Origin of the sequence: Micromonospora sp. 15K316, assembly GCF_004348525.1 — a bacterium.
Classification (GTDB): domain Bacteria; phylum Actinomycetota; class Actinomycetes; order Mycobacteriales; family Micromonosporaceae; genus Micromonospora.
On the sequence record NZ_SMKG01000010.1, the window covers coordinates 53,494 to 76,301 of the forward strand.

General features: G+C 72.0%; 21 protein-coding genes. 9 read left to right on the forward strand and 12 right to left on the reverse strand.

Translation table 11 applies throughout. From position 1 onward, the window contains the following. Positions 1-38: 38 nt before the first annotated feature. Genes E1211_RS04655 through E1211_RS04670 form a run of 4 tightly spaced genes read left to right on the forward strand, consistent with a single transcriptional unit; the run spans position 39 to position 4,425 of the window. Positions 39-1,043, forward strand: coding sequence for a diacylglycerol kinase family protein (locus E1211_RS04655; protein ID WP_132345723.1), 1,005 nt, complete (start codon positions 39-41; stop codon positions 1,041-1,043). Further along, entirely contained in the window at positions 1,036-2,079 is a 1,044-nt protein-coding gene (locus tag E1211_RS04660; protein ID WP_132345725.1) for a YihY/virulence factor BrkB family protein, read from the forward strand. The genes E1211_RS04655 and E1211_RS04660 overlap by 8 nt, the downstream gene beginning before the upstream one ends. A gap of 54 nt (positions 2,080-2,133) precedes the next feature. Beyond that, positions 2,134-3,624 (forward strand): phosphatase PAP2 family protein, encoded by a 1,491-nt coding sequence (locus tag E1211_RS04665; protein ID WP_132345727.1) that lies wholly within the window; start codon positions 2,134-2,136, stop codon positions 3,622-3,624. 3 nt (positions 3,625-3,627) lie between these two features. Further along, positions 3,628-4,425 carry an endonuclease/exonuclease/phosphatase family protein gene (locus E1211_RS04670; RefSeq protein WP_132345729.1) on the forward strand — a complete coding sequence of 266 codons (798 nt, stop codon included), beginning with the start codon at positions 3,628-3,630 and terminating at the stop codon, positions 4,423-4,425. A gap of 263 nt (positions 4,426-4,688) precedes the next feature. Here the strand turns inward: E1211_RS04670 and E1211_RS04675 are convergent, their stop codons facing one another. From E1211_RS04675 to E1211_RS04710, 8 genes are all read right to left on the reverse strand, one after another. Next, entirely contained in the window at positions 4,689-5,651 is a 963-nt protein-coding gene (locus E1211_RS04675; RefSeq protein ID WP_132345731.1) for a TIGR03557 family F420-dependent LLM class oxidoreductase, read from the reverse strand. A 99-nt stretch (positions 5,652-5,750) separates the two neighbouring features. Beyond that, positions 5,751-6,071: a multidrug efflux SMR transporter gene (locus E1211_RS04680; protein ID WP_132345771.1), complete on the reverse strand. Its 321-nt coding sequence runs from the start codon at positions 6,069-6,071 to the stop codon at positions 5,751-5,753. A gap of 11 nt (positions 6,072-6,082) precedes the next feature. Further along, on the reverse strand, positions 6,083-7,345 hold the full coding sequence (locus E1211_RS04685) for an RNA polymerase sigma factor (RefSeq protein WP_207915239.1): 1,263 nt from the start codon (positions 7,343-7,345) through the stop codon (positions 6,083-6,085). 12 nt (positions 7,346-7,357) lie between these two features. Next, positions 7,358-7,750 (reverse strand): YciI family protein, encoded by a 393-nt coding sequence (locus E1211_RS04690; protein ID WP_243709343.1) that lies wholly within the window; start codon positions 7,748-7,750, stop codon positions 7,358-7,360. Between the two features lie 113 nt (positions 7,751-7,863). Further along, a complete protein-coding gene (locus E1211_RS04695; protein ID WP_132345737.1) occupies positions 7,864-10,005 on the reverse strand; it encodes an alpha-galactosidase in 2,142 nt (713 codons plus the stop codon). Next, positions 10,002-10,913, reverse strand: a complete 912-nt coding sequence (locus tag E1211_RS04700; protein WP_132345739.1) for a carbohydrate ABC transporter permease — start codon at positions 10,911-10,913, stop codon at positions 10,002-10,004. Before E1211_RS04700 ends, E1211_RS04695 begins: the two co-directional genes overlap by 4 nt. Next, positions 10,910-11,863, reverse strand: a complete 954-nt coding sequence (locus E1211_RS04705; protein WP_132345741.1) for a carbohydrate ABC transporter permease — start codon at positions 11,861-11,863, stop codon at positions 10,910-10,912. The genes E1211_RS04700 and E1211_RS04705 overlap by 4 nt, the downstream gene beginning before the upstream one ends. Positions 11,864-11,884: 21 nt before the next feature. Continuing rightward, on the reverse strand, positions 11,885-13,213 hold the full coding sequence (locus tag E1211_RS04710) for an ABC transporter substrate-binding protein (RefSeq protein ID WP_132345743.1): 1,329 nt from the start codon (positions 13,211-13,213) through the stop codon (positions 11,885-11,887). A 272-nt stretch (positions 13,214-13,485) separates the two neighbouring features. Between E1211_RS04710 and E1211_RS04715 the strand changes: the two genes are divergently transcribed. Together E1211_RS04715 and E1211_RS04720 are read left to right on the forward strand one after the other, a co-directional pair. Next, entirely contained in the window at positions 13,486-15,489 is a 2,004-nt protein-coding gene (locus E1211_RS04715) for a beta-galactosidase (RefSeq protein ID WP_132345745.1), read from the forward strand. Positions 15,490-15,525: 36 nt separating this feature from the next. After that, the gene (locus E1211_RS04720; RefSeq protein ID WP_132345747.1) at positions 15,526-16,302 is read left to right on the forward strand and encodes a DeoR/GlpR family DNA-binding transcription regulator; all 777 of its coding nucleotides are present in this window, start codon (positions 15,526-15,528) and stop codon (positions 16,300-16,302) included. Between the two features lie 69 nt (positions 16,303-16,371). Here the strand turns inward: E1211_RS04720 and E1211_RS04725 are convergent, their stop codons facing one another. Further along, a complete protein-coding gene (locus tag E1211_RS04725) occupies positions 16,372-17,247 on the reverse strand; it encodes a hypothetical protein (protein ID WP_132345749.1) in 876 nt (291 codons plus the stop codon). A gap of 8 nt (positions 17,248-17,255) precedes the next feature. Then, the gene (locus E1211_RS04730) at positions 17,256-17,753 is read right to left on the reverse strand and encodes a SigE family RNA polymerase sigma factor (protein ID WP_132345751.1); all 498 of its coding nucleotides are present in this window, start codon (positions 17,751-17,753) and stop codon (positions 17,256-17,258) included. Positions 17,754-18,025: 272 nt separating this feature from the next. Here E1211_RS04730 and E1211_RS04735 point away from each other — a divergent pair, with 272 nt between their 5' ends. Further along, positions 18,026-18,991 carry a sporulation protein gene (locus E1211_RS04735; protein ID WP_132345753.1) on the forward strand — a complete coding sequence of 322 codons (966 nt, stop codon included), beginning with the start codon at positions 18,026-18,028 and terminating at the stop codon, positions 18,989-18,991. 80 nt (positions 18,992-19,071) lie between these two features. Here the strand turns inward: E1211_RS04735 and E1211_RS04740 are convergent, their stop codons facing one another. Further along, the gene (locus E1211_RS04740) at positions 19,072-19,452 is read right to left on the reverse strand and encodes a hypothetical protein (protein WP_132345755.1); all 381 of its coding nucleotides are present in this window, start codon (positions 19,450-19,452) and stop codon (positions 19,072-19,074) included. A gap of 192 nt (positions 19,453-19,644) precedes the next feature. Next, on the reverse strand, positions 19,645-21,687 hold the full coding sequence (locus E1211_RS33225) for a glycerophosphodiester phosphodiesterase family protein (RefSeq protein WP_132345757.1): 2,043 nt from the start codon (positions 21,685-21,687) through the stop codon (positions 19,645-19,647). Positions 21,688-21,965: 278 nt separating this feature from the next. Here E1211_RS33225 and E1211_RS04750 point away from each other — a divergent pair, with 278 nt between their 5' ends. Beyond that, positions 21,966-22,373, forward strand: a complete 408-nt coding sequence (locus E1211_RS04750) for a hypothetical protein (protein ID WP_132345759.1) — start codon at positions 21,966-21,968, stop codon at positions 22,371-22,373. A gap of 79 nt (positions 22,374-22,452) precedes the next feature. Continuing rightward, positions 22,453-22,808, forward strand: a 356-nt coding sequence (locus E1211_RS04755) for a hypothetical protein (protein ID WP_207915236.1), incomplete at its 3' end; no start/stop codon positions are given.

Below are 22,808 nucleotides of genomic sequence, written 5' to 3' on the forward strand. Positions count from 1 at the left end.
GGCTCGCTGAACGACGCCGGTTGCTGCACACTGACGCCGTGAATGGTGGACGGCGTGCGCGGCCCGCGCGTGACGACGGCGGGCTGCGCTCCGCCGTCGTGGTCAACCCGGTCAAGGTGGCCGATCTGGAGCGGCTGCGTCGCACCGTGACCGACGCCCTCGCCGCCGCCGGCTGGCCCGAACCGCTGTGGTACGAGACCACCGTCGAGGACCCGGGCCGGGGCCAGACCGAGGCGGCCGTCGACGCCGGTGTCGACGTGGTCTTCGCCTGCGGCGGCGACGGCACCGTCATGTCCTGCGTGAGCGCGCTGGTCGGTACCGACGTGGCGCTCGCCGTGCTGCCCCAGGGCACCGGCAACCTCCTCGCCGCCAACCTCGGGCTCTCCACCGACCTGGCCGCCGGGCTGGAGGTGGCCGTCGAGCGCGGCCGCCGGCTGCTCGACGTGGGCGAGGTCGACGGGCGCTACTTCACCGTCATGGCGGGCATGGGTTTCGATGCCCAGATGCTCGCCGCCACCAGCGAGGCGACCAAGGCGCGGATCGGCTGGCCCGCGTACGTCGTGGGGGCCGCACGGCACCTTCGGGACCGCCCGATGCGGGTGTCGATCCGGGTCGACGACCGGCCCCCCGTGCGCCGGCGCGCCCGCTCGGTGCTGGTCGCCAACGTCGGGCGGCTGCAGGGCGGCATCCGGCTGCTCACCGAGGCCGAACCGGACGACGGCTGGCTCGACGTCGCCGTGCTCACCCCGCGTTCCCTGCGGGACTGGCTCTCCCTCGGCTGGGCGGTGATCCGCCGCCGGGGACGGGTGCCGAGGATGGAGGTGTTCCGCGGCCGCCGGGTGCTGGTCACCGCCAGCCGCGCCCAGCCCCGGGAGCTCGACGGTGACCTCATCGCCCCCGGCCGGCGGCTGCGCGCGGTGATCCGGCCGAAGTCGCTCTGGTTGTGCGTGCCGCAGCCCGAACGGGCGCGGGACCTCGCCGTCGACGTGGACCGCGCCGCCGAGCGGGGTGAGGAGCTGGTCGAGGAGGCGCGTCGTGAGTAGTACCCGCATCGTGCCGGAGACCCGCCTCATGGCCGACGAGGAGCTCTCCGCCGACGACGCCTGGCACACCCTGCGCCGGCAGGGCGGCTGGCACCTGCTGCGGGACGCGTTCATCCGGTTCCGCTACGGCGACGGGTTCAGCCACTCCCGCGCCTTCGCGCTCCAACTCTGCCTCGCCGTGGTGCCGTTCCTGATCGCGCTCACCGGCCTGATCAGCGAGCTCGGCGTGGAGGAGGGCGGGCGGGTGGTCGCCGACACCGTACTGGCGGTCACCCCCGGGGCGAGCGAGCCGGTCGTGGCCGAGCTGCTCGGCGAGGGGGAGAGCACCGAGCGCGCCGGCGAACTGGCGCTCACCCTCGGCCTGCTCACCGGGCTGGTGTCGCTCACCACCACCATGGCGCAGATCGAGCGCGGCGCGAACCGGATCTACGGCGTGGAGCGGGACCGGCCCGCCCTGCGGAAGTACCTGCGGGCCGCCGTCCTCGCGGTCACCGCCGGCGTCCCGGCGCTGACCGGGTTCCTGATCCTGGTGGGCGGCGGCCCGATGGGCGACTCCGTGCAGCGGCACTACGCCTGGGGCGTGTGGGTGCACGGCGCCTGGGCGGTGATCCGCTGGCCGCTCAGCCTGGCGCTGACCGTGCTCGCGGTGGCCGTGCTCTTCCGCCACGCGCCCCGGCGCCGGCAACCCGGGCTCTCCTGGCTCTTCTTCGGCGCCGGCATCGCGACCGCGCTCTGGTGGCTGACCAGCCTGCTGCTGGCCGCGTACGTCAACTTCAGCGACGCGTTCGGCCAGACGTACGGCGCGTTGACGGGGATGATGGCGCTGCTGCTCTGGGCCAACCTCACCGGTGTGGCGCTCTTCGGCGGGCTCGCGTTCGCCGCGCAGCTGGAGGCGCTGCGCATCGGTGTGCGGGAGCCGGCCGAGCCGGACCTGTGGGAGCCGGAGACGGTCCGCGCGGAGACGCTCGACCCGCTGGAGCTGCCCGCCCCACCCCGGCCACCGGCGCCCCGCCGCACGCGCGACAGTGCGGTGTAGCCGCCGAGCGAACCGGGTAAAGCCGCCTCGCCAGGGAGACCAGGGAGGTGCGGGGTGACCGCGGTCAGAGAGGCGGTGCGGCGACCTATCGGGCATTTCGCCGAGCGGAGCGTCGCCGGGCTGGCGGTGATCACCGGCGCCGGCGCCGCGTTCGGCCTGCTGCTCATGCTGGTCCGGTTCCGGTGGGGCCCGATGTACACCGCCGACCGCGCGGTGGCGGAGTGGTTCAACGACCTCGTCGCGCCGCACGGCCCCGTGGTGACCGTGCTCCAGGCGGTCACCGACCTCGGTGGACGGCCGGTCCTGATCTGGCTGGTCACCATCGCCGTGGTGGGGCTGCTCATCCGCCGCCAACCCCGGCTGGCCGTCTACCTGATCGTCACCGGGGTGGGCGGGCTGATCCTCGACCCGTCGCTGAAGACGCTGGTCGGCCGGCTCCGGCCGATCGTCGACGTGCCGGTCGCCAGCGCACCCGGCAACAGCTTCCCCAGCGGCCACGCCCTGGGATCGTTCGTCGCGTACGGGGCGCTGCTGCTGGTCTTCCTCCCGGCGCTGGCACCGCGCTGGCGTAAACCGGCGATCGCCCTTGTCGCCGCGCTGGTGGCCGTCATCGGGCTGACCCGCATCGCGCTGGGCGTGCACTTCGTCTCCGACGTGCTCGCCGGGTGGCTGCTCGGCGCCGCCTGGCTCGGTGTCACCGCGTACGCCTTCCGGCTGTGGCGGCGCGAGCGCGGCCGACCGGCGCCGCCGCTGGCGGAGGGGCTGGAGCCCGAGGCGGGGCACGACATCGCCGCCGCCCCGGCCGAGGAGCACGTGCTGGAGCACCCGCGCTCCGCGGTCGCCGAGCTTCTCGTCGGGTGGGTGCTGGTCTTCGGCGCGCTCTACGGCTTCGGCATGTACGTCAGCCACCACGCCGGCGGGACGTTCCTGGCCAGCCTCGACAGCGAGGTGCCGCGCTGGTTCGCGGAGCGGCACACCCCGGCCCTGACCGAGCTGAGCTGGTGGTGGAGCAAGTTCGGCGACACCCACGCGATCCTGCTCGTCTCGCTGGTGTTCTGCCCGCTGGTTCTGGCCGTGTGGCGGCGGTGGCGGCCCGTGCTCTTCGTGGCGCTGGCCATGTTCGGCGAGCTGAGCCTCTTCCTCACGAGCGCCCACGCGGTCGACCGGCCGCGCCCGCCGGTGGAGAACCTGGACGGGCCGATGCCCACGTCGTCGTTCCCGTCCGGTCACATCGCCGCGACGATCTGCCTCTACACGGCGATCGCCGTACTGGTCATGGCCCGCACCGACAGGTGGTGGCGCTGGCTGACCGTGCTGCTCGCCGTGCTGATGCCGCTCGGCGTGGCCACCTCCCGGATCTACCGGGGCATGCACCACCCCACCGACTTCATGGGCGCGATCCTGCTCGGCGCGCTCTGGATCGGCCTGCTGTACTGGGTCGTCCGGCCCAACGCCGACGTGCACGCGGGCAACCGGCCGAGCATCGAGTCGGAGGACGGGCACACCCTCGACGACGAGCTGGTCCGGGCCACCCGAACGGAGTGAATCGTGCTGCGCGTGATGACCTGGAACATCCGTACCGGTGGTCGCGACGGCGACGGCGCCGACCGACGGGACGAGATCGTCGAGCTGATCGACGCGCAGCGGCCGGACGTGCTGCTCCTGCAGGAGCTTCGCGGCTTCGACGACCGGATGCTGGCCGGGTTCGCCGCGCGGCTGGGCCTGCGCCCGTACCGGTCGGCGAGTTGCCTGGGACAGCCGGTGGCGGTGCTCGTCCGCCCACCGCTGCGTACGCTCGCGGCGGCTCCGCTGCGCCGGCCGTTCCACCATGCGGCGGGCCGGGTGGTGCTGGCCACCGACGCGGGGCCGCTCACCGTGCTCGGCGCGCACCTTGCCCCGTACTCGGGCGGGTGGCGGCGGGTCGAGGTGGACTGGCTGGTACGCGCCGTGCGGCGGGCGCCGGGCGAGCTGACCGTGGTCGGTGGCGACCTGAACGCGCTGGACCCGGCGACGGACCACACCGCGCAGTTGAGCCGGCTCCAGCCGAAGTACCGCCGCCGGCACCTGCGCCGCGACGGGCGCACGGTGGACACCCGGGCGGTGGGGGTGCTGCTCGACGCGGGCCTGGTCGACCTGCAACGTTGCGTGGGCGGGCCGGACGGGGGGCACACCGTGCCGACCTGGCACGGCGGGGCGGAGTTCGTCGGGATGCGGCTGGACTACCTGCTCGGCTCCCCGGCGCTGGCCGCTCGGGCGCGGGACGTCCGGGTGGTCCGCGGCGGCACCGCGGACCGCGCGTCGGACCACTACCCGCTGCTGGCCGACCTGGCGCTGGACCCGGCCTGACCGGCGGCTGAGGCCGGGTGGTCCACGGGCCGAGCCGCCGGCGACTCCCGGTGGCGGCCGCCCGGGGCCGGCCTGCCGTCGACGGGTGATCTCCCCTGGGCTCCGGCGACCGTGATGGCGCTCAGAACACCAGGTTGACCAGGACGGTGAGCACCACCGAGGCGAGCACCGAGAAGAGGATCATCAGTAGGCAGCCGAGGCCGCCACCTAGCGGGCGGACCTCCACGTTGCCGATTCGCATCGAACTCCCTCCGTCGACCGGTTCACAGCTCTCGCAGGCGGGGCAGGAGCTGTTCCTGAGCCCAGTCCAGGAACATCGGCTGGCGGTCGGCGCCCACCTGCAGGAGCGCCACGTGGGTGAAGCCGGCTTCGACGAAGGCCCGGAACGCCTCGACGTGCCGGTCGACGTCCGGACCGCAGGTGATGCCCCGCGCCACGTCCTCCTCGCGGACGAACTGGGTGGCGGCGGCGAACGACCCCGGGTTGGGCAGGTCGGGCATCACCCGCCAACCGAGGCCGAACCAGCGGAACTGCTCGTGCGCGATCCTGCGGCACTCGGCCTCGTCCGGGCCGTAGCAGATCGCCAGCTGGCCGTAACGGTTGCGGTCGCCGCCGCCCGCGTCCTCGTAGAGCTGGATGATCTGCGGGTCGGGTTCGGTGGCGATGAGGCCGTCGCCGTACTCGGCGGCGAGGCTGGCCGACTGCGGACCGGAGGCGGCGACCGCCATCCGCACCGGGGTCTCCGGGCGGTCCCAGACGTAGGCGTCGGGCACGTCGAAGTGGTTGCCGGAGAAGGTCAGCGTCTCGCCGTTGAGCAACGGGCGGATGATCTGCAGCGCCTCCTCGAACATCTCGTGCCGCTGCTGCACGTGCGGCCACTCGCCCGCCACGTGCTCGTTGAGGTTCTCGCCCGCGCCGAGGCCGAGGGTGAACCGGCCGTCCGAGAGCAGCCCGACGGTGCTGGCCTTCTGGGCCACCACGGCCGGGTGGTAGCGGCGGATCGGGCAGGTGACGAACGACATCAGTTCGGCCCGGCTGGTGGCGTGCGCCACCGCGCCCAGCACCGACCAGGCGTACGGGGAGTGGCCCTGCGAGTCCAGCCAGGGGTAGTAGTGGTCGGAGATCACCAACTGGTCGAACCCGGCCGCCTCCGCCCGCACCGCGTGGTCGACCAGCTCCTTCGGCCCGGACTGCTCGCACAAGAGGGTGTAGCCCACGCTGACCATGTGGTATCTCTCCTTCCCCGCCGGCGGATCATCCCCGGATACCCGGTCGGGCCGAGATCAACCCTGCCGAGCCGGTTGCGACGAATCGCCGGTCGGGGGTCAGTGCGCGCCGTTCAGGTTCACGATGACCACGCCCGCGATGATCAACCCGATGCCGAGGAGCTTCACCGCGCCGACCGGTTCACCGAGGAAGACCGCGCCGATCGCCACGATCGTCGCGGTCCCCAACCCCGACCAGAGGGCGTACGCGACGCCGACCGGGATCTGCTTCACCGCCTGCGACAGCAGCACGAACGCCAGCCCGTAGCCGCCGAGACACGCCAGGGTCGGCCAGAGCCGGGTGAACCCCGCGGTGGCCTTGAGCAGGCTGGTGGCCATCACCTCGGCCGCGATCGCGATGCCCAGCAGGACGTACGCCATGTCGTACCTCGTCACTCGTCGTCCGGTGCGGACTCCACTGCGGCCAGCCGGGCGGCCCGCATGGTCAGGTACCGCTGCTCCGGCAGGCTGTTCGTCCGCCCGGCCGCCTCCCGGTAGTCGGCCACCGCGCGGTCGCGGTCGCCGGCCATCTCGTGGAGGTGGGCGCGGGCGGCGTGCAGCCGGTGGTGCCCGACCAGCCGGGGATCGTCCGCGAGCCCGGCCAGGGCGGCCAGCCCGGCGTCCGGCCCGTGCACCATCGCGGTGGCCACCGCCCGGTTGAGCGCCACCACCGGGCTGCCCGACAGCCGTTCGAGGACCTCGTACAGGGCGAGGATCTGCGGCCAGTCGGTCTGCTCGGCCGAGGGCGCCTCGTCGTGCAGCGCCGCGATGGCGGCCTGGAGCTGGTACGGCCCGACGGGCCCGCGGGGCAGCGCGTGGGTGACCAGCGCGATCCCCTCGGCGATGGCCGTCGCGTCCCACCGGCTGCGGTCCTGCTCGGCCAGGGAGATCAGCTCACCCGACGGCCCGGTGCGCGCCGGGCTGCGCGCCTCGGTGAGCAGCATCAGCGCCAGCAGCCCGGCCGTCTCGCTGTCGTCGGGCAGCCGTTCGTGCAGCGCCCGGGTCAGCCGGATCGCCTCCACCGACAGGTCCACCCGGCGCAGGTCCGGCCCGGCGCTGCTGGTGTGCCCCTCGGTGAGGATCAGGTAGAGGACGTGCCGGACGGCGGCCAGCCGCTGACCACGGTCTGCCTCGTCGGGCATCCGGAACGGCATGCCGGAGGCCCTGATCCGCTGCTTGGCGCGGCTGATCCGCTGCGCCATCGTGGCCTCGGGGACCAGGAACGCGTGGGCGATCTCGGCGGTGCTCAGCCCACCGACCGCGCGCAGGGTCAGCGCGATGGCCGAGGCGGTGGAGAGCGCCGGATGGCAGCAGAGGAAGAGCAGGATCAGCGTGTCGTCCCGCTCCGCGAGCAACTGCTGGTCCGCCGCCGGGGCGGCCCGCCGGTCGTCCGGCTCGCGGCGCGCCACCAGGTTCTCCCGGCTGCGCCGGGCGGTCTCCGCGCGGACCAGCTCGATCATCCGGCGGTACCCGACCTGGATCAGCCAACCGCGCGGATTCGCCGGCATCCCCTCGTCCGGCCACTGGGTGGCCGCGGCGAGCAGCGCCTCCTGCACGGCGTCCTCGGCGGTGGCGAAGTCGCCGAATCGGCGGGCGAGCACGCCGAGGACCTGCGGCGCCAGCTCGCGCAGCAGGTCCTCGGTGCGTCGGTCGATGGTGGCCAGTCGTCACAGCTCCTGCGGCGGGGCGGACATCACCGGGTGCACCTCGATCGGCATGTTCAGTGGGCGGCCACCCGGACCGGGGGCGGTGGAGATGTGCGCGGCGATCTCCACGGCCCGCCGCGGCGTCTCACAGTCGACGATCCACCAGCCGGCGAGGAACTCCTTCGTCTCCGGGAACGGCCCCTCGGTCACCACCGGCACGCCGCCCTCGCCGGCTCGGACGATCCGGGTCTGCTCCGGGCCGCCGAGCCCTTCCCCCTGCACCCACTCCCCGTCCGCCACGAGCTTGGCGTTGACGTCGCCCATGAAGGCGATGTGCGCCTGGATCTCCTCCGGCGTCCACGTCCCGATCGGGGGGAACTCGGTCCCGGCGGCGCTGAACTGCATCAGCAACATGTACTTCACGGTCGGCTCCTCACGCCTGCGCACCTCATTCTCGGTGCTCTCACCCTGAGGTAGAAGCAGCGGCCCGCCGTCTCGACATGCCCGGCCGAAAATCTTCGAAAAAATCAGTCGACCGCGCCGACCTCCAGTAGCAGCGCCTGCTCCGGGTGCAGGGCCGGCAGTTGTAGGCCCACGGTGCCCAGCGCGGCCCCGGTCAGCGTCACCCCGCCCGGCAGCCACCCCGGCTCGGCCCGCTGCACCGTCGCGGGCGCCGGCACGCCCTCGGCCGGCCGCACCGTGTACCGGCGTCGCCGGTCCAGGCCGGGCAGCCGGAGCGCGCCCGGGATCTGGGCGACGGAGGTGGTCAGCCGGCTGACCGCGTACACCGCCCGGGAGCCGTCATGGGCGACCACGCCGTGCGCCCAGACGGCCGGGTCGGGGTGGTCCACCCGGACCGTACGGCCGGTGTGCAGCAGCGGGCGCAGCCGCTTGTGCAGCGCCACCCAGGTGGCCAGCTCGGTGCGCTGCGCCGGGCTGATCGAGGCGATGTCCCACTCGATGCCGTAGTGGCCGAAGAGCGCCGTGGTGGCGCGGAAGCCGAGGTCGTGCACCCGGTTGGTGGTGTGCGAACGCTCGGGGCCGATGTGGCTGCCGACCAGCTCCGGCGGGAGCAGCAGTCCCGTCCAACGTTGGATGGCGAGCCGCTCCAGGGCGTCGTTGCAGTCACTGGCCCAGACCCGGTCGGTACGGGCGAGGATCTCCAGGTCGACCCGGGCGCCGCCGGAGGCGCAGCTCTCGATCTCCACGTCCGGGTGGCGGCGGCGCAGCTCGTCGAGGAGGCGGTAGACCGCCTCGGTCTGCGCGTGCACCCCGGGCCGGCCGTGGTGGCCCGCCTCGACGAGGTCCCGGTTGTGGTCCCACTTCAGGTAGCTGATCCCGGGATGCTCGGTGAGCAGCGCGTCCAGCCGCTGCAGCAGATAGGCGTACACCCCGGGGTGGGCCAGGTCGAGTGCCTGCTGGTTGCGCCACGACAGGGGCAGCCGCCCGGCGGTGGCGAGCACCCACTCGGGGTGGGCGCGGAACAGGTCCGAGTCCGGGTTGACCATCTCCGGCTCGACCCAGAGGCCGAACCGGAGCCCGAGCTTGGTGACGTGGTCGATCAGCGGGTGCAGGCCGTCGGGCCAGACGCCCTCGTCGACGTACCAGTCGCCGAGACCGGCGGTGTCGGCGCGCCGGCCCCGGAACCAGCCGTCGTCCAGCACGAACCGTTCGACACCGACCTCCGCCGCCTGGTCGGCGAGCGCGCGCAGCCGGTCCAGGTCGTGGTCGAAGTAGACCGCCTCCCAGACGTTGAGGGTGACCGGTCGCGGGGTGCCGGGATGCCGCGGCCGGGCCCGCAGGTGGGTGTGCAGGACGTCGCTGAGCCCGTCCAGTCCCGTGTCGGACCAGACCGCGTAGAGCAGAGGGGTGGCGTACGACTCGCCGGGGCCGAGCACCACCTCGCCCGGGGTGAGCAGTTCGCCACCGCCGAGGGTCGCCGTGCCGGTGGGGTTCCGTTCGGCGAAGGTGACGTGGTCGCCGCTCCACGCGGTGTGCACGGCCCACACCTCACCGTCGCGGAAGCCGAATCCGGCCGTACCGGCGACCAGGAGCAGTGTGGCGTCGTGGCCGGTACGCCCGTGCCGGCCCTCCCGTACCCAGGTGCCCATCGGCCACGGGTGCCGCTGCGGCGACCGTTCCCGGCACCACCTGCCGGTCAGGTCGAGCAGTTCGGTGGCGACCGCCGGCACCGGCAGCACCGGCGTCAGCTCGCGCAGCTCGTACGGGCTCGCCCCGTCGTTGCGCAGCCGGTGACGCAGCAGCACCAGACCGGTCGGGTCCAGGGTGAGCTCCACGGTCAGCGAGAGGCCGGCCGCGGCGTCGCCGGCGTGCACGTCGACCCGGGCGGGCGCCCGCGGGTCCGCGGGGTCGTCCACGTCGAGCCGGTCCAACCGGAACGCGGTGGACCAGTCCGCCCGGTCACGGTGCCCGGCCAGCGCGGGCCGGCCGCTCCAGCCGGCGCTCGCCTCAGGCAGCAGGGAGAGCACGGTCGGCGCGTCGAAGCTGCTCGGCACGACCGGCGGCACCGTGGCGTCGGCGAGCTGGCGCAGGCCGTCGTCGTCGAGGTCACCGGTGTCGCCGCCCCAGTGCACGACCCGGGGCAGCCCCGGGCCGCGCGCGTCGAGCACCAGGCTGGTCCGCGCGCGGCGCAGGTGCACAACACTCATCCCTTGCTAGCTCCCAAGGTCAGGCCCCGGACGAAGTGCCGCTGGAGCAGGAAGAAGATCACCAGGGTGGGGATCGCGACCAGCACGCTGCCGGCCGAGACCAGGTTGTTGTCGGTGAAGAACTCGCCGCGCAGGTTGTTCAGCGAGCTGGTGACGGGGAACTTGTCGCCGGTGCGCATGAGCACGGTGGCCCAGAAGAACTCGTTGTAGATCCAGGTGACCTCGAGCGTGGCGAGCGCGGCGAGGGCCGGCCGGCACAGCGGCATGGTCACCTGCCAGTACTGCCGCCAGATGCTCGCCCCGTCGACCATCGCCGCCTCGTACAGGTCGCGCGGCAGCGCCTTCATGTAGTTGCTGAGCACGAAGACGCAGAAGCCGCACTGGAACGCGACGTTGATCAGGATCAGGCCCCAGTAGCTGTCGTACAGCAGCTCCGAGTCGCTCATGAAGGCGGGCAGCGGCACCTGCGTGAAGAGCCGGAACAGCGGGATGAGCAGGGCCTGCTGGGGGAGCAGGTTGGCCGCCGTGAAGAGGCCGAGCAGCACCAGGTTGATCTTCCAGTTGAACCGGGCGATGACGAAGGCCACGCAGGAGGCGAGGAAGAGGGTCAGCAGCACCGCGGGGACGGTGATGTAGACCGAGTTGAGGAAGTGCTTGCCGAACTCGGCGGTCTGCCAGGCGGTGACGTAGTTGTCGATGGTCCAGCCGCCGAACGAGACGTACCCGTGGGTGGCGGTGTACTCGTACGACCGCAGGGAGGTGAGTACGGACCAGATGACCGGGAAGAGCCAGCCGATCGCCACCGCGGCGAGGAAGACGTGCAGCACCACCCGTTGCGGGGTGGGCCGGCGCCGGGCCGGTCGCGCGTCCTGCGCGGCCGGTGGCCGGGTCAGGGTACCGGTGCTCATCGGTCCTCCCCCCGCATCACGGTGACCAGGTAGATGGTGATGAAGACCAGCGACACGACCAGCATGATCGTCGCCAGCGCGGAGCCGAAGCCGATCCGGCTCGCCTCGCCCACCACGTTCTGGGTGACCAGGGCGGAGAGCAGTTCGAGCCCGTTGCGTCCCTTGTTGACGACCCAGACCAGGTCGAACGCGCGCAGCGACTCGATCACCGTGACCACCAGCACGATGATGTTGATGGGGCGCAGCACCGGGAAGATCACCCGGAAGAAGCTCCTCGCCTCGGAGGCGCCGTCGACGGCGGCGGCCTCGCGCAGCGACGGGTCGACGCCCTTCAGCCCGGCCAGGTAGAGCAGCATGATGTAGCCGACGTGCCGCCAGCCGGAGGCGAGCATCACCGCCCAGATGTTCACGCCCGGGTCGCCGTACCAGTCGACGTCGGTGCCGAGCACCGCGTTGAGCAGGCCCTGGTCGCGGGAGTAGATGAGCTGCCAGACGAAGCCGATAAGCGCGAGCGAGAGCACCACCGGCAGGTAGAGCGCGGTCTGGTAGAAGCGGCTGCCGCGCAGCTCCTTGTCGAGCAGTACGGCCAGGAACATCCCGAACGGGGTGGCCACCAGGAAGAGCGCCGCGAGCCAGAGCAGGTTGTGCTGCACGGCCGGGACGAACGGTGGGTAGATGGTCAGCACGTCGCCGTAGTTGCGTCCGCCGACGAAGTCGATGTCGGCGAGCGGGCCGATGCCGTCCCAGTCGGTGGTGGAGAGCGCCACGGTGGCCAGCGCCGGCAGCCACACCAGGGCGGTGACCAGCAGCAGGGGCAGCAGCACCATCAGCGTGATCACCACGCGGTCGGTGCCGGACAGGAGCCGTAGCCGGCGGCCGCGACCACGGGTGGTGGTCGCGGCCGGCGGTTCCACGGCGCGATCCGCTTGGATCAGGGGCAGGTCGGACACGATGTCCTCCCCCTCTCGCCGTCAGCTCGTGAAGATCGACTTCTTCTGGTTCTCGATGCTGTTCGTCAGCCCGTCGATGTCCTTGGGGTCCTTGATGAACTGCTGGAGCGCGGGAATGATCACCGTCGAGGCGAAGTCGGGGCGGGTGTCCCGGTCGAGGAACTGCGCGATCTCGGTGGCCGAGCCGACCAGTTCGGCCGCCTTCTTCTGCAACGCGCTGTAGCCGCTGGTGTCCGCCGTGGTGTTGGCGACCAGGGTGCCGGGGTCCGTCTTCACGGCGATGTTCGCCGCGTCCACGCCGCCGATGTACTCCAGCAGCTTCTTGGCGTTCGCCTCGGACTTCGGCTTGCGCGCCATCATGTAGCCGTCGATCGGGGCGTCCAGCGCCTTGGCGCCGATCGCCGGGTCGATCTCGGGGAAGGTGAAGAAGTCGATGTCGTCCTGCTCGTCGGCGTTGAACTGTTGGGCGACGAAGAGGCCGAGCAGGTACATGCCGCTCTTCTTCTGCTGCAGCGACTGGGCGGCCTCCTGCCAGGTGCGGCCCAGGGCGTCCGGCTGGTGTAGCGGCAGCAGTCCGGCCCAGGTGTCGAAGACCTTCTTCACCTTGTCGGAGGTCCAGGACTCCTTGCCGGCCATCAGGTCGATGTGGAACTGGTAGCCGTTGATCCGCAGGTTCAGGATGTCGAAGGTGCCCATCGCCGGCCAGCCGTCCTTGTCGGCGAAGGCGATCGGCACGAGGCCGTCCCGCTTCATCTGGTTCGAGAGGGTGGTCAGCTCGTCCAGGCTCTTCGGCACCTGGTAGCCGTGCTGCTGCCAGACCGACTTGCGGTAGAAGACCGCCCACGGGTAGTAGGAGAACGGCACGAAGTACTGCTTGCCGTCGTCGCCGGTGGAGGCCTTCTTGAAGGCGTCGGAGAAGCCGGAGAGCTTGCCCCAGACGTCGGAGATGTCACCGGCCAGGCCCCGCTCGGCGAAGAACCGCATCCGGTAGCCGGCGAACCAGGTGAACGTGTCGTCCGGCTTGCCCTGCAGGTAGTTGTTGATGTTCTCCTGGAACGTGTTGTGGTCGACGGTGTTGATCGCGACCTCGACGCCCGAGGAGGTCTTGAAGGCGGCCGAGAGCTTGGCGAGCACGTCCTTCGGCGTCGGGTCGGACGCGTTGGAGCCCATCGAGACCGTCTTGGCGTCGGACCCGCCGGAGTCGGAGCCGCCGCAGCCGGCGAGCAGTCCCGTGCCGAGCAGGGAGCCCGCGCCGGCCGCCCCGGCGAGCAGCGTGCGGCGGTTCACGCCGGCGACGGAGGACGGTACGAGTCTGGCCAGGTACTCGGCCTGGGTACGGGGACGGGACATGGTTCCTCCTGCGGATGAGAAGGTGCGCTGCGCCCGAAGGGTCGGGGGTGGGGTGGGGGCTCGTGAACGCACACTGGATCCACCGTGAATCCACATTGCTAAACACGAACTGCCAGTGGCGCCTCAAGCTACCCGCCCCGCAGCCGGTGTCAAGAGGGCAGTACGGGATCGACAACCCAGTCGTGACGGGGCTGTTATCAGGTAAACGTTGGAAATGTTTCCATGTTGGAATCTGTTGACTTGAGCGATCGATCAGGGCACGCTCTGCTGCCATGCGGCGATGGCAGGGCGACCAGATCTTCTTCGGCGGTGACTACAACCCCGAGCAGTGGCCCGAGGAGACCTGGGCCGAGGACGTCGAGCTGATGCGCCGGGCCGGGGTCAACCTGGTCTCGGTCGGGATCTTCTCCTGGGCCCTGCTCGAACCGACCCCCGGGCGGTACGAGTTCGACTGGCTGGACCGCGTCCTCGACCTGCTGCACACCGGCGGCGTCGACGTCGACCTGGCGACCGCCACCGCGAGCCCACCCCCGTGGCTGGCCCGCCTGCACCCCGAGACGCTGCCCCGGCGCGCCGACGGCACGATCCTCTGGCCGGGCGGGCGACAGGCGTACTGCCCCAGCTCCCCGATCTTCCGCGAGCGGTCGCTGGCGCTGGTGGAGGCCGTCGCCAGCCGGTACGCCGAGCACCCCGCCGTGGTCATGTGGCACGTGTCGAACGAGCTCGGCTGCCACAACGTGCACTGCTACTGCGACGCCAGCGCCGAGGCGTTCCGGAGCTGGCTGCGGGAGCGCTACGGCGACCTGGACCGGCTCAACGCCGCCTGGGGCACCGCCTTCTGGAGCCAGCGGTACGGCGACTGGGCCGAGATCAATCCGCCGCGCACCGCGCCGACCTTCGCCAACCCCACCCAGCAGCTGGACTTCCTGCGCTTCTCCTCCGACGAGCAGCGCGCGCAACTGCGCGCCGAGCGGGAGCTGCTGGGGCGGCTGGTCCGCCAGCCCGTGACGACGAACTTCATGATCGGCACGGGCATCAAGTACCTCGACTACCACTCGTGGGCCGGCGACGTGGACCTCGTCGCCAACGACCACTACCTGACCGCCGCCGACCCGCGGGCACACGTCGGGCTGGCGCTCGCCGCCGACCACACCCGCGGCGTCGCCGGGGGAGAGCCCTGGCTGCTCATGGAGCACTCCACCAGCGCGGTGAACTGGCAGCCCCGTAACGTCGCCAAGACCCCCGGTCAGCTGCGCCGCAACAGCCTGGCGCACGTGGCCCGGGGCGCCGACGGGGTGCTCTTCTTCCAGTGGCGGGCCTCGCGGGCGGGCGCGGAGAAGTTCCACTCGGCGCTGGTGCCGCACGCCGGGCCGGAGACCAAGGTGTTCCGGGAGGTCTGCCGGCTCGGCGCCGACCTCGGGGCGCTGACCGAGATCCGGGGCAGTCGGGTCGACGCCGAGGTGGCGGTCCTCTTCGACTACGAGGCGTGGTGGGGCGTGGAGCTCGACTCGCACCCGAGCGCCGACGTCACGTACGTCGACCGGATCACCGCGCTCTACGACTCGCTCTGGCGTGCCGGGATCACGGCCGACCTCGTCCACCCCTCGGCCGACCTGGACCGCTACCGGCTGGTCCTGGTACCCACGCTCTACCTGACCCGGGACGCCGACACCGCCGCGCTGCGCCGGTTCGTCGAGTCCGGCGGCACCGCCCTGGTCACCTACTTCAGCGGCGTCGTCGACGAGAACGACCACATCCGGCTGGGCGGCTACCCGGGGGCGTTCCGCGAGCTGCTCGGTGTGCGCACCGAGGAGTTCTTCCCGCTGCGCGCGGGGGAGCGGGTCCGGCTCGACGACGGGGCCACGGCCGACGTGTGGACGGAGTGGCTGCACCCGGAGGGCGCCGAGGTGCTCGCCACGTACGCCGACGGGCCGCTGCCCGGCGTGGCCGCGGTGACCCGGCACGCGGTCGGCGCGGGCGCCGCCTGGTACCTCGGGACCCGGCTGGACCAGCCGGCCACCGACCGGCTGGTCGCCCGCCTGGTGGCCGAGTCCGGTGTCCGGCCGGCCGCCGAGGCGCCGCCCGGCGTCGAGGTGGTCCGCCGCCGTGGCGCCGAGCGCAGCTGGCTCTTCGTCCTCAACCACACCGACGACGTGGCGCGGCTCCCCGTCACCGGCGTGGACCTGCTCACCGGGGAGCGCTGCGACGGTGCGCTGGTGGTGCCCGCGGGCGAGGTCGCGGTGGTCCGGGAGGACGCTCCCGCAGCCACGGCCTGAACCACCGGCAGCGACGGGTCGAAGGAGGTTGACCGGATGCTCGCCCAGCAACGGCAGAGCGCCATCCTCGATCTGATCCGGGAGTCCGGCGGCGTACGGGTGAGTCACCTGGTGAGCCGCTTCGGCGTCTCGGACATGACCATCCGGCGGGACCTGGAGGTGCTGGCCGAACGCGGCCTGGTGGACAAGGTGCACGGCGGCGCGACGCTGGCCGGGCCGGGCTCGGCCGACGAGCCGGGGTTCGCCGCGAAGTCGATCCGCCAGCAGGCCGAGAAGCGGGCCATCGCCCGGCGGGCGGCCACCCTCGTCGAGCCGGGCATGGCCGTCGCCCTCTCCGCGGGTACGACCACCGCCGCGCTGGCCCGGCTGCTCTCCGAGGTACGCGGCCTCACCGTGGTGACCAACTCGATCCCGGTTGCCGACGCGCTCTACCAGGAGCCCCGCCCCGACCAGACGGTCGTGCTCACCGGCGGGATCCGCACCCCGTCGGACGCGCTGACCGGCCCGGTGGCCGAGTCGGCGATCGCCACGCTCAACGTCGACCTGCTCTTCCTCGGTGTCCACGGGATGAGCCCGCGTACCGGCTTCACCACCCCGAACCTGCTCGAGTCGGGGGTGAACCGGTGCCTCGTCGGCTCGGCCCGCCGGCTGGTGGTGCTGGCCGACCACACCAAGTGGGAGACGATCGGGATCGCCACCATCGCCCCGCTCGAGGCCGCCGACATCCTGATCACCGATTCCGGCCTGCCCCCCGAGGGGCGGACGCTCATCGGTGAGCAGGTCGGTGAGCTAATCCTCGTCGAGGCGACGTAGCGCCAGCTCGACGAGGCCGGCTTCCCGCCGGCAGCACCGTCGGCCGCGGGCCGACGACGGCGTGGCCACTCACTCCAGGTGGAATCGTTCGTCCACGGCGAGGCCCGCCAACTCGCGAAGGGAGAACGGCAGCGTGATGAGCGCCGGCTCGTTGGCATCGAGCCTGCGCCCCTGCGCGACGAAGACCACCACACCGTCCGGGTGCCGGTAGGCCGCCCACTGGTCGAACCGGTCGTCCACGGTGGGCCGGGCCACCACACCGACCTGCGCCGCCCCGACGGTCACCACCTGGCATTCGCCCTGCATGCCCCAGAACCCGCGGGCCAGCGCGCACGGCTCGCTCGGCAGCTGATTGCCCGCGGTGTGCGTCTCGACGAGCAGCCGGCCCGTCCGTTCGCCCTGGGCGAGGGCTGCCGACGACATGTAACTCCAGACGTCGACGCCGTCCACCCGCTCCTCGAACTGCGCCTGGTGGCTCCGTCGCGGCATCGCGTCCGCCGGCCGGCCCGTCGCATCCTCGGGTGCGGTGTAGCCGGCGGGCACGACGGAGACGATCTCGCTGAGCAGCCGGACACCCTGGTCGTACCGCGAACCCGCCTGCGCGGTGCGATCTTCCTGCGGGCGGCCGTCCGGTCCGGTCGGCCACGGCGTCGCGGAATCCTTCGACGTGGGTGCCGCAGCCGACGCGGAATCGGCCGGCTTCGTCGACGGTCCGACCGGTGCGTTGTCCGCGGGCCCGGAGTAAACGCCGCCCGGGGTGTTCGCGGTGGCGACGCCGGCGAGCGCCAACACGGCTGCCGCGGACCCGGCGCAGGCCCAGACGGTACGGCGGCGTGCGCGGGCCTGCCGGGCGACGCCGAGCATGGCGGCGGTACTCAGCGGTGGTGGTGTGTGACCGGCCGCCATCTCGCCGCGTAGCGCCGCGCGCAGCTCGTTCCCGTTCATCATGCCTCCTACTGGATCTCGTTGTGACTGAGGGGGAGAAGGGCGCGGAGCGTGTCGAGGCCCCGGGCGGCCTGGCTCTTCACCGTCCCGGGTGAGCAGCCGAGCAGCGCGGCCGACTCCTCGACCGACAGGTCCTCCCAGTAGCGGAGAATCAGGACGGCGCGCTGGCGTGGCGGCACGGCGGCCAGCGCCTGGAGCATCACCAACCGGTTCTCCGGCGAGTGCGGCGGCGTCGGCCGGTCGGTGTCCGTCCTGCCCACCCGCTCTCGCCGCCACCAGCCGCGCCGGCGTTCGTCGAGGAACGTGCGGACCAGGATCTGGCGCACGTAGGAGTCCAGCACCTCGTGCCGCGACACCCGGTTCCAGACCAGGTAGAGCTTGGTGAACGCCGTCTGGACCAGGTCCTCCGCCCGGTGCCAGTCGCCGCAGAGCAGGTACGCGGTGGCACGCATCGCGTCCGACCGGGCCGCGAAGTACTCCGCGAACGCCGCGTCGCGATCAGCCATGGCAACCTCCATCCCCCGGATTCGAGATAGTCACGCGGGGTCCGCCGCGGCGGGTTGCATCGGGAGCGCACCTTCGCCGGGACCAGGTGTCAGGACCAACGCGCGGCGGCCCCGGGCCGTGACTCGCGGTCGGTGCCGAACCACCGGCCGGTCCGCAGGTCGTCGCCCGTACCGGCGCGCTTCACAGGGACCTCACAGGGCTTCTGGATAGGGTGCGATCGAGCTACGTCCGGCTCCACGGTGGAGCCCGCCACGGTCGCACGGGAGTTCCGATGGTCTTCAAGAAGATGATGAGCGCGTTCGGTGTGGGCGGCCCCAGCGTCGACACGGTGCTGACCAACCCGAACACCCGCCCCGGTCTGAGCCTGGACGGGCAGGTCAACCTGCTCGGCGGGGAGACGCAGGCGAGCATCGAGCAGGTGGTGCTCAGCCTCGTCACCCGGGTCGAGATCGAGGGGCACGACACCGAGTACGCCGGCACTGTCGAGTTCCACCGCATGGCGGTCAGCGGCCCGCTGGAGCTCGCCCCGAAGCAGCAGTTGGCCATCCCGTTCCAGTTGCCGGTGCCGTGGGAGACGCCGATCACCGACGTCTACGGCCAGCGGCTGCGCGGCATGACCATGGGTCTGCGCACCGAACTGGCGGTGGCCCGGGCGGTGGACAAGAGCGACCTCGACCACGTCGCGGTGCACCCGCTGCCGGTGCACGAGCGGATCCTCGACGCGTTCCAGCGCCTCGGCTTCCAGTTCAAGAACGCCGACCTGGAGCGCGGCCAGATCTACGGCGTGCAGCAGACGCTGCCGTTCTACCAGGAGATCGAGTTCTTCGCCTCGCCGCAGTACGCGCAGACGGTCCGCGAGGTCGAGCTGACCTTCGTGACCAACCAGTACGGCGTCGACGTGGTGCTGGAGTGCGACAAGCGGGGCGGCTTCCTCAGCTCCGGGCACGACAGCTACGGCCGCTACCAGGTCGCGCACGCCGACGCCGACCGGCTCGACTGGACGCAGGTCGTCGACGGGTGGCTGCGGGAGACGACCTCGCGCTACGGCAGCATGCACGCCGGTGGCTTCGGGCACGGCCCAGTCGGCCACCACGGGCACGGCCACGGGCGCGGCCCCGGCATGGGCGGGATGCTCGCCGCCGGTGCGCTCGGCGTCGCCGGCGGCATGATCGCCGGGGAGCTGATCGAGGACGCGTTCGAGGGTGACCTCGGCGAGGACCTCGGCTTCGACGAGTAGCCCCTGCGGCTTCACCTCATGACGCGCGAAACGGCGGCCTCCGGGAGCAAGTTCCCGGAGGCCGCCGTTGTTCCGGCGCGTCAGCGCCTACCGGTGCGCCGCTCGCTCAGCGACCGCTTCGGCGAACCCGCCTTCGACAGGCCCCGGCTCACCAGGTAACCGGCGGTAAGGACCGCGAGGATCCACCACGACTGGACGGGGTTGTTGATGTTCAGCCCGTTGGTGTCCGAACCACCCCAGAACGCGGCGATCACCACGCCCGCCATCACTACGGCGTAGACCCAGAACTCCGTGGTCAGGAACGCCTGCTTGGTCTCGGTGCCGGTCTGCGGCATCGGCTCCCGATGTCCGTCGCTGACCATCGGCATCGGACGGGTCGGCGTCTCCTGCATGGCCTGGCGGTTCTGGACGTCCGCGGCCGGCCGGTTCATCGGCCTGGTGGATGCAGCCTGCGTGCTCATCTTGTCCTCCTCAGGATGCGATGAGTCGTGCGCTGCCCCGCCCCGCTACCGCGTTTCGGCCACGGCACGGTTTCGGGTCTCGTGGCGGGGACGCAACCGACTACCCGAGGCCCGGGGAGAGGTAACACCCGCGGCCGGAATCCGGTGGACCCGGTGCCGGTGGTGCCCGGGTGGGCACCACCGGCGTGGTACTCAGCGCAGGCCGTTGCGGATCGCGACGCCCACCAGCAGGGCGGGGTCGTCGGTGATGATGCCGTCCACGCCCAGCTCGATGACGCGCTGCATCACCGAGGCGTCGTCGATGGTGTACGGGATCACCTTCAGCCCGTACCGGTTCTGCAGGGTCCGCACGTCCGGTCCGTGGAAGTACGCCGGGTTCTCGCGCAGGTACCAGTCGGCCGAGGCGACGGTGCCCTGGGCCGGGTCGTGCACCTGCCAGTTGGCCGAGACCGTGCCGGCGCCGGCGGCCCGGGTCAGCTTGCCCAGATCCTGGTACTTCCACCAGTCCAGCCCGGCGGTCCACGGGCTCTTGACCTTCGGGTTGCCGTACACGGCCTGGAGCGAGCACTCGTCGGCGAGGCTGGTGCACTCGGCCGGGCCGTACTGCCAGACCAGCGCGACCGTCTCGACCCGCTTGTTCAGCTGGCGGGCGTAGGTGATGGTGCGCCAGTCGAAGGACTGGATGGTGACGCGGTCGACGAAGCCGGCCCGCTCGATCGCCGTCACCAGCTTGCGGGTGAAGCTGCGGTACGGCTCGGTGTCGTCCACCACCGGGCTGATCTTGGTTTCGATGTTCATCCGGACGTCGGTCCGGTCGCTCCGCTTCACCAGCGCGAAGACCTCGTCCAGCGTGGGGATCCGGGCGCCCGGGGCGGGCACCTGCTCCGGCAGCTCGGGCAGCGTCCTGGTGCCGCAGTCGATGGTCTTGATCTGCGCGAGGGTCAGTTCGTGCACCAGCTTGCCGACGTACGGGAACTTCGGGTCACCCGGGCGGGCCGGGGCGGTGTCGACGCAGTGTGAACCGTTGATGGCCCGGTCGTGCAGCACGACCAGCTTGCCGTCGGCGGTGACGCCGGTGTCGAGCTCCAGCGTCGAGATCGCCTTGTTCCGCAGCGCGTTGGTGAACGCCGGCAGGGTGTTCTCCGGCAGCTCGGCCCGGCCGCCCCGGTGCGCCTGGATGTCGAACGGCGAGGCGTACGCCTTCGGTAGCCGGTAGCCACGCTCGGCGAGCAGGCCCCGCAGCCGGTCCGGGTAGTCGGTGATGAGGCCGTCCACGCCGTCGTCGATGAGCTTCGCCATGGTCGGCAGGTCGTCCACCGTCCACGGGATCACCTTGATGCCGTAGCGGTGCGCCCGCGCCACCATCTCCTTGGTGACGTACGGCTGGTAGCCGGGGTCGGTGACCGTGCCGTTCTGCGGGGAGCCGTGCACTGGCGAGAACGCGGTCGCGCCGAAGCTGCGGATCGCCTTGATCGGGTCGCCGCCGAAGTCGTCGATGTCGAGGCCGCCCAGCCACGGCGAGGCGCCCGGCTGGCCGGTCTGGAGGAAGTCGTAGTTGGTGAGCGCCACCAGCGGCAGCCGCGGCTCGACCTGGCGCATCCGCATCAGCGCGCCCCAGTCGAAGCTCTGGATCGTCACCTGCTTGAGCAGGCCGGCGCGGCGGATCTCGGCCGCGGTGACCTGCACGAACTGCTCCCGAGGCGCGGTCTCGGTCGGCGCGCCGGCCTCCACCTTGGTCTCCACGTTGAGCGTCACGTCGTCGGCGTGGTAGCGCTTGACCAGGTCGAGGACCTCACGCAGCAGCGGCATCCGCGCGCCCGGCACGGCGAGCTGGCCGGGCTTGTCGGCCAGCGTCTTGGAGCCGCAGTCGAGGGTGCGTACCTGGGCCAGGGTGAGCGTGTTGACGTACTTGCCGGCGTAGGGGTACTCGGGGTCACCGGGCGTCACCGGGGCGGTGTCGACGCACTTCGCGCCGCTGATCTTCCGGTCGTGGGTCACCACGGCCTGCCCGTCCTCGGTGATCTGCACGTCCAGTTCGAGGGTGCTGACCCCGAGCTGGAGGGCGTTGCCGAACGAGGCGAGCGTGTTCTCCACCCGCAGCCCGAGGCCGCCGCGGTGCGCCTGCAGGTCGAACGTCCGGTCCGGACGTGGCTTCGCTCCGGCGGGCGCCGCGAGCCCGGTCGTCACGGTCGCCGCCGCAAGGGCCGCGATCGCGATACGGCGTACTGTGCGCACGCTGTCACTCCTCCTCCGGCGGGTCCCTCCTGCCGGTCGCCGGTCAGCATGGGCAGCCGGGGCGGCCTGAAGGCGGACGGCGGGAAACGCGCGGGTTAACCGGTAGGGACGGTGTATGTCCACGTCGTCGATGACCGGGGCGGTTCCGCGTCGCGCCTCCCCGATCGGCGTCGACCGGATCGGGTGTCCGGCGCGACCGCTCCCCGGTCCGCCCGTGGTGTTTGACCTCGCCGGCGGGGGGCACGCAGGGAGACCGACGTTTCTGCGAGGTGGTTGACGTGCGTGAGGACGACATGCGACAGGAGGCCGCGCGACGGGCCGAGGAGCGCATCGCCGGTGGGATCTACGGCAAGGGCGCCGTGGACGAGGTGACGGTGCCGCGCACCGACGTGCAGCGGGAGATCCAGGATGTCGATCCGGACGACCCGGCGCACGCGAAGGCCGACCCGAACGTGCTCCGCGACGGCGGCCCGGTCGGCGGGCAGGGCGCGGTCACCACGACGGGCGGCACGGCGGGCCCGGCCAGTGTGCGGCGGGTGGCCCGGCAGCCGGAGCAGCACCGCGGAAAGGTGGCCCCGACCACCACCGGGGATGCCACCACCGGTGGCATGAGCACCCCGGAGGGCGGCTCCACCAGCGACCAGTCCACCGTCGCGAGCGGGCCCGCCAAGTCCGTCCAGGATTAGCGGCCGCGGCGGCGCAGCTGTGACAGAACGATGACATGACGGGGACGGATTCCGGACCCGGGACGGTCATCCTCGACCGGTGACTCCAGTATCGCCGTACCTGTCCGCGACGCCGCGCCCGTCTCCGGTGCGGCCGGTACCCGTCCGGCGGCCGGCGCCGCTCGGGCGGGCGCCCGCCGGCCGGTTGCTCCGTGCCGCGATCGGGTATCTGCTCGCGTTCGCGCTGACCACCGTGGCGTTCGTCTGGACCGTGCCGGGGCAGCGCCTCGACGGCGACCTGTTGCCTCGGGCGGAACGGGGCGGCGGGTACGAGCAGCCGACCGATCTGGTCGAGCCGGCCAAGATCGTGCTGGCCTGGTTCGGTGACCCGCTGTCGATGGGTCTCCTGCTCGGCACGGTGTTGCTGCTGGGAGTGGCGACCGGGCGGGTGTGGGC

Coding starts and splice junctions, on each gene's coding strand:
- E1211_RS04675 (WP_132345731.1), bottom strand. CDS start 5,651: ATGGTCAGCGTGGGCTACACCCTCTTGTGCGAGCAGTCCGGGCCGAAG.
- E1211_RS04680 (WP_132345771.1), bottom strand. CDS start 6,071: ATGGCGTACGTCCTGCTGGGCATCGCGATCGCGGCCGAGGTGATGGCC.
- E1211_RS04690 (WP_243709343.1), bottom strand. CDS start 7,750: ATGTTGCTGATGCAGTTCAGCGCCGCCGGGACCGAGTTCCCCCCGATC.
- E1211_RS04695 (WP_132345737.1), bottom strand. CDS start 10,005: ATGAGTGTTGTGCACCTGCGCCGCGCGCGGACCAGCCTGGTGCTCGAC.
- E1211_RS04700 (WP_132345739.1), bottom strand. CDS start 10,913: ATGAGCACCGGTACCCTGACCCGGCCACCGGCCGCGCAGGACGCGCGA.
- E1211_RS04710 (WP_132345743.1), bottom strand. CDS start 13,213: ATGTCCCGTCCCCGTACCCAGGCCGAGTACCTGGCCAGACTCGTACCG.
- E1211_RS04715 (WP_132345745.1), top strand. CDS start 13,486: ATGCGGCGATGGCAGGGCGACCAGATCTTCTTCGGCGGTGACTACAAC.
- E1211_RS04720 (WP_132345747.1), top strand. CDS start 15,526: ATGCTCGCCCAGCAACGGCAGAGCGCCATCCTCGATCTGATCCGGGAG.
- E1211_RS04725 (WP_132345749.1), bottom strand. CDS start 17,247: ATGAACGGGAACGAGCTGCGCGCGGCGCTACGCGGCGAGATGGCGGCC.
- E1211_RS04730 (WP_132345751.1), bottom strand. CDS start 17,753: ATGGCTGATCGCGACGCGGCGTTCGCGGAGTACTTCGCGGCCCGGTCG.
- E1211_RS04735 (WP_132345753.1), top strand. CDS start 18,026: ATGGTCTTCAAGAAGATGATGAGCGCGTTCGGTGTGGGCGGCCCCAGC.
- E1211_RS04740 (WP_132345755.1), bottom strand. CDS start 19,452: ATGAGCACGCAGGCTGCATCCACCAGGCCGATGAACCGGCCGGCCGCG.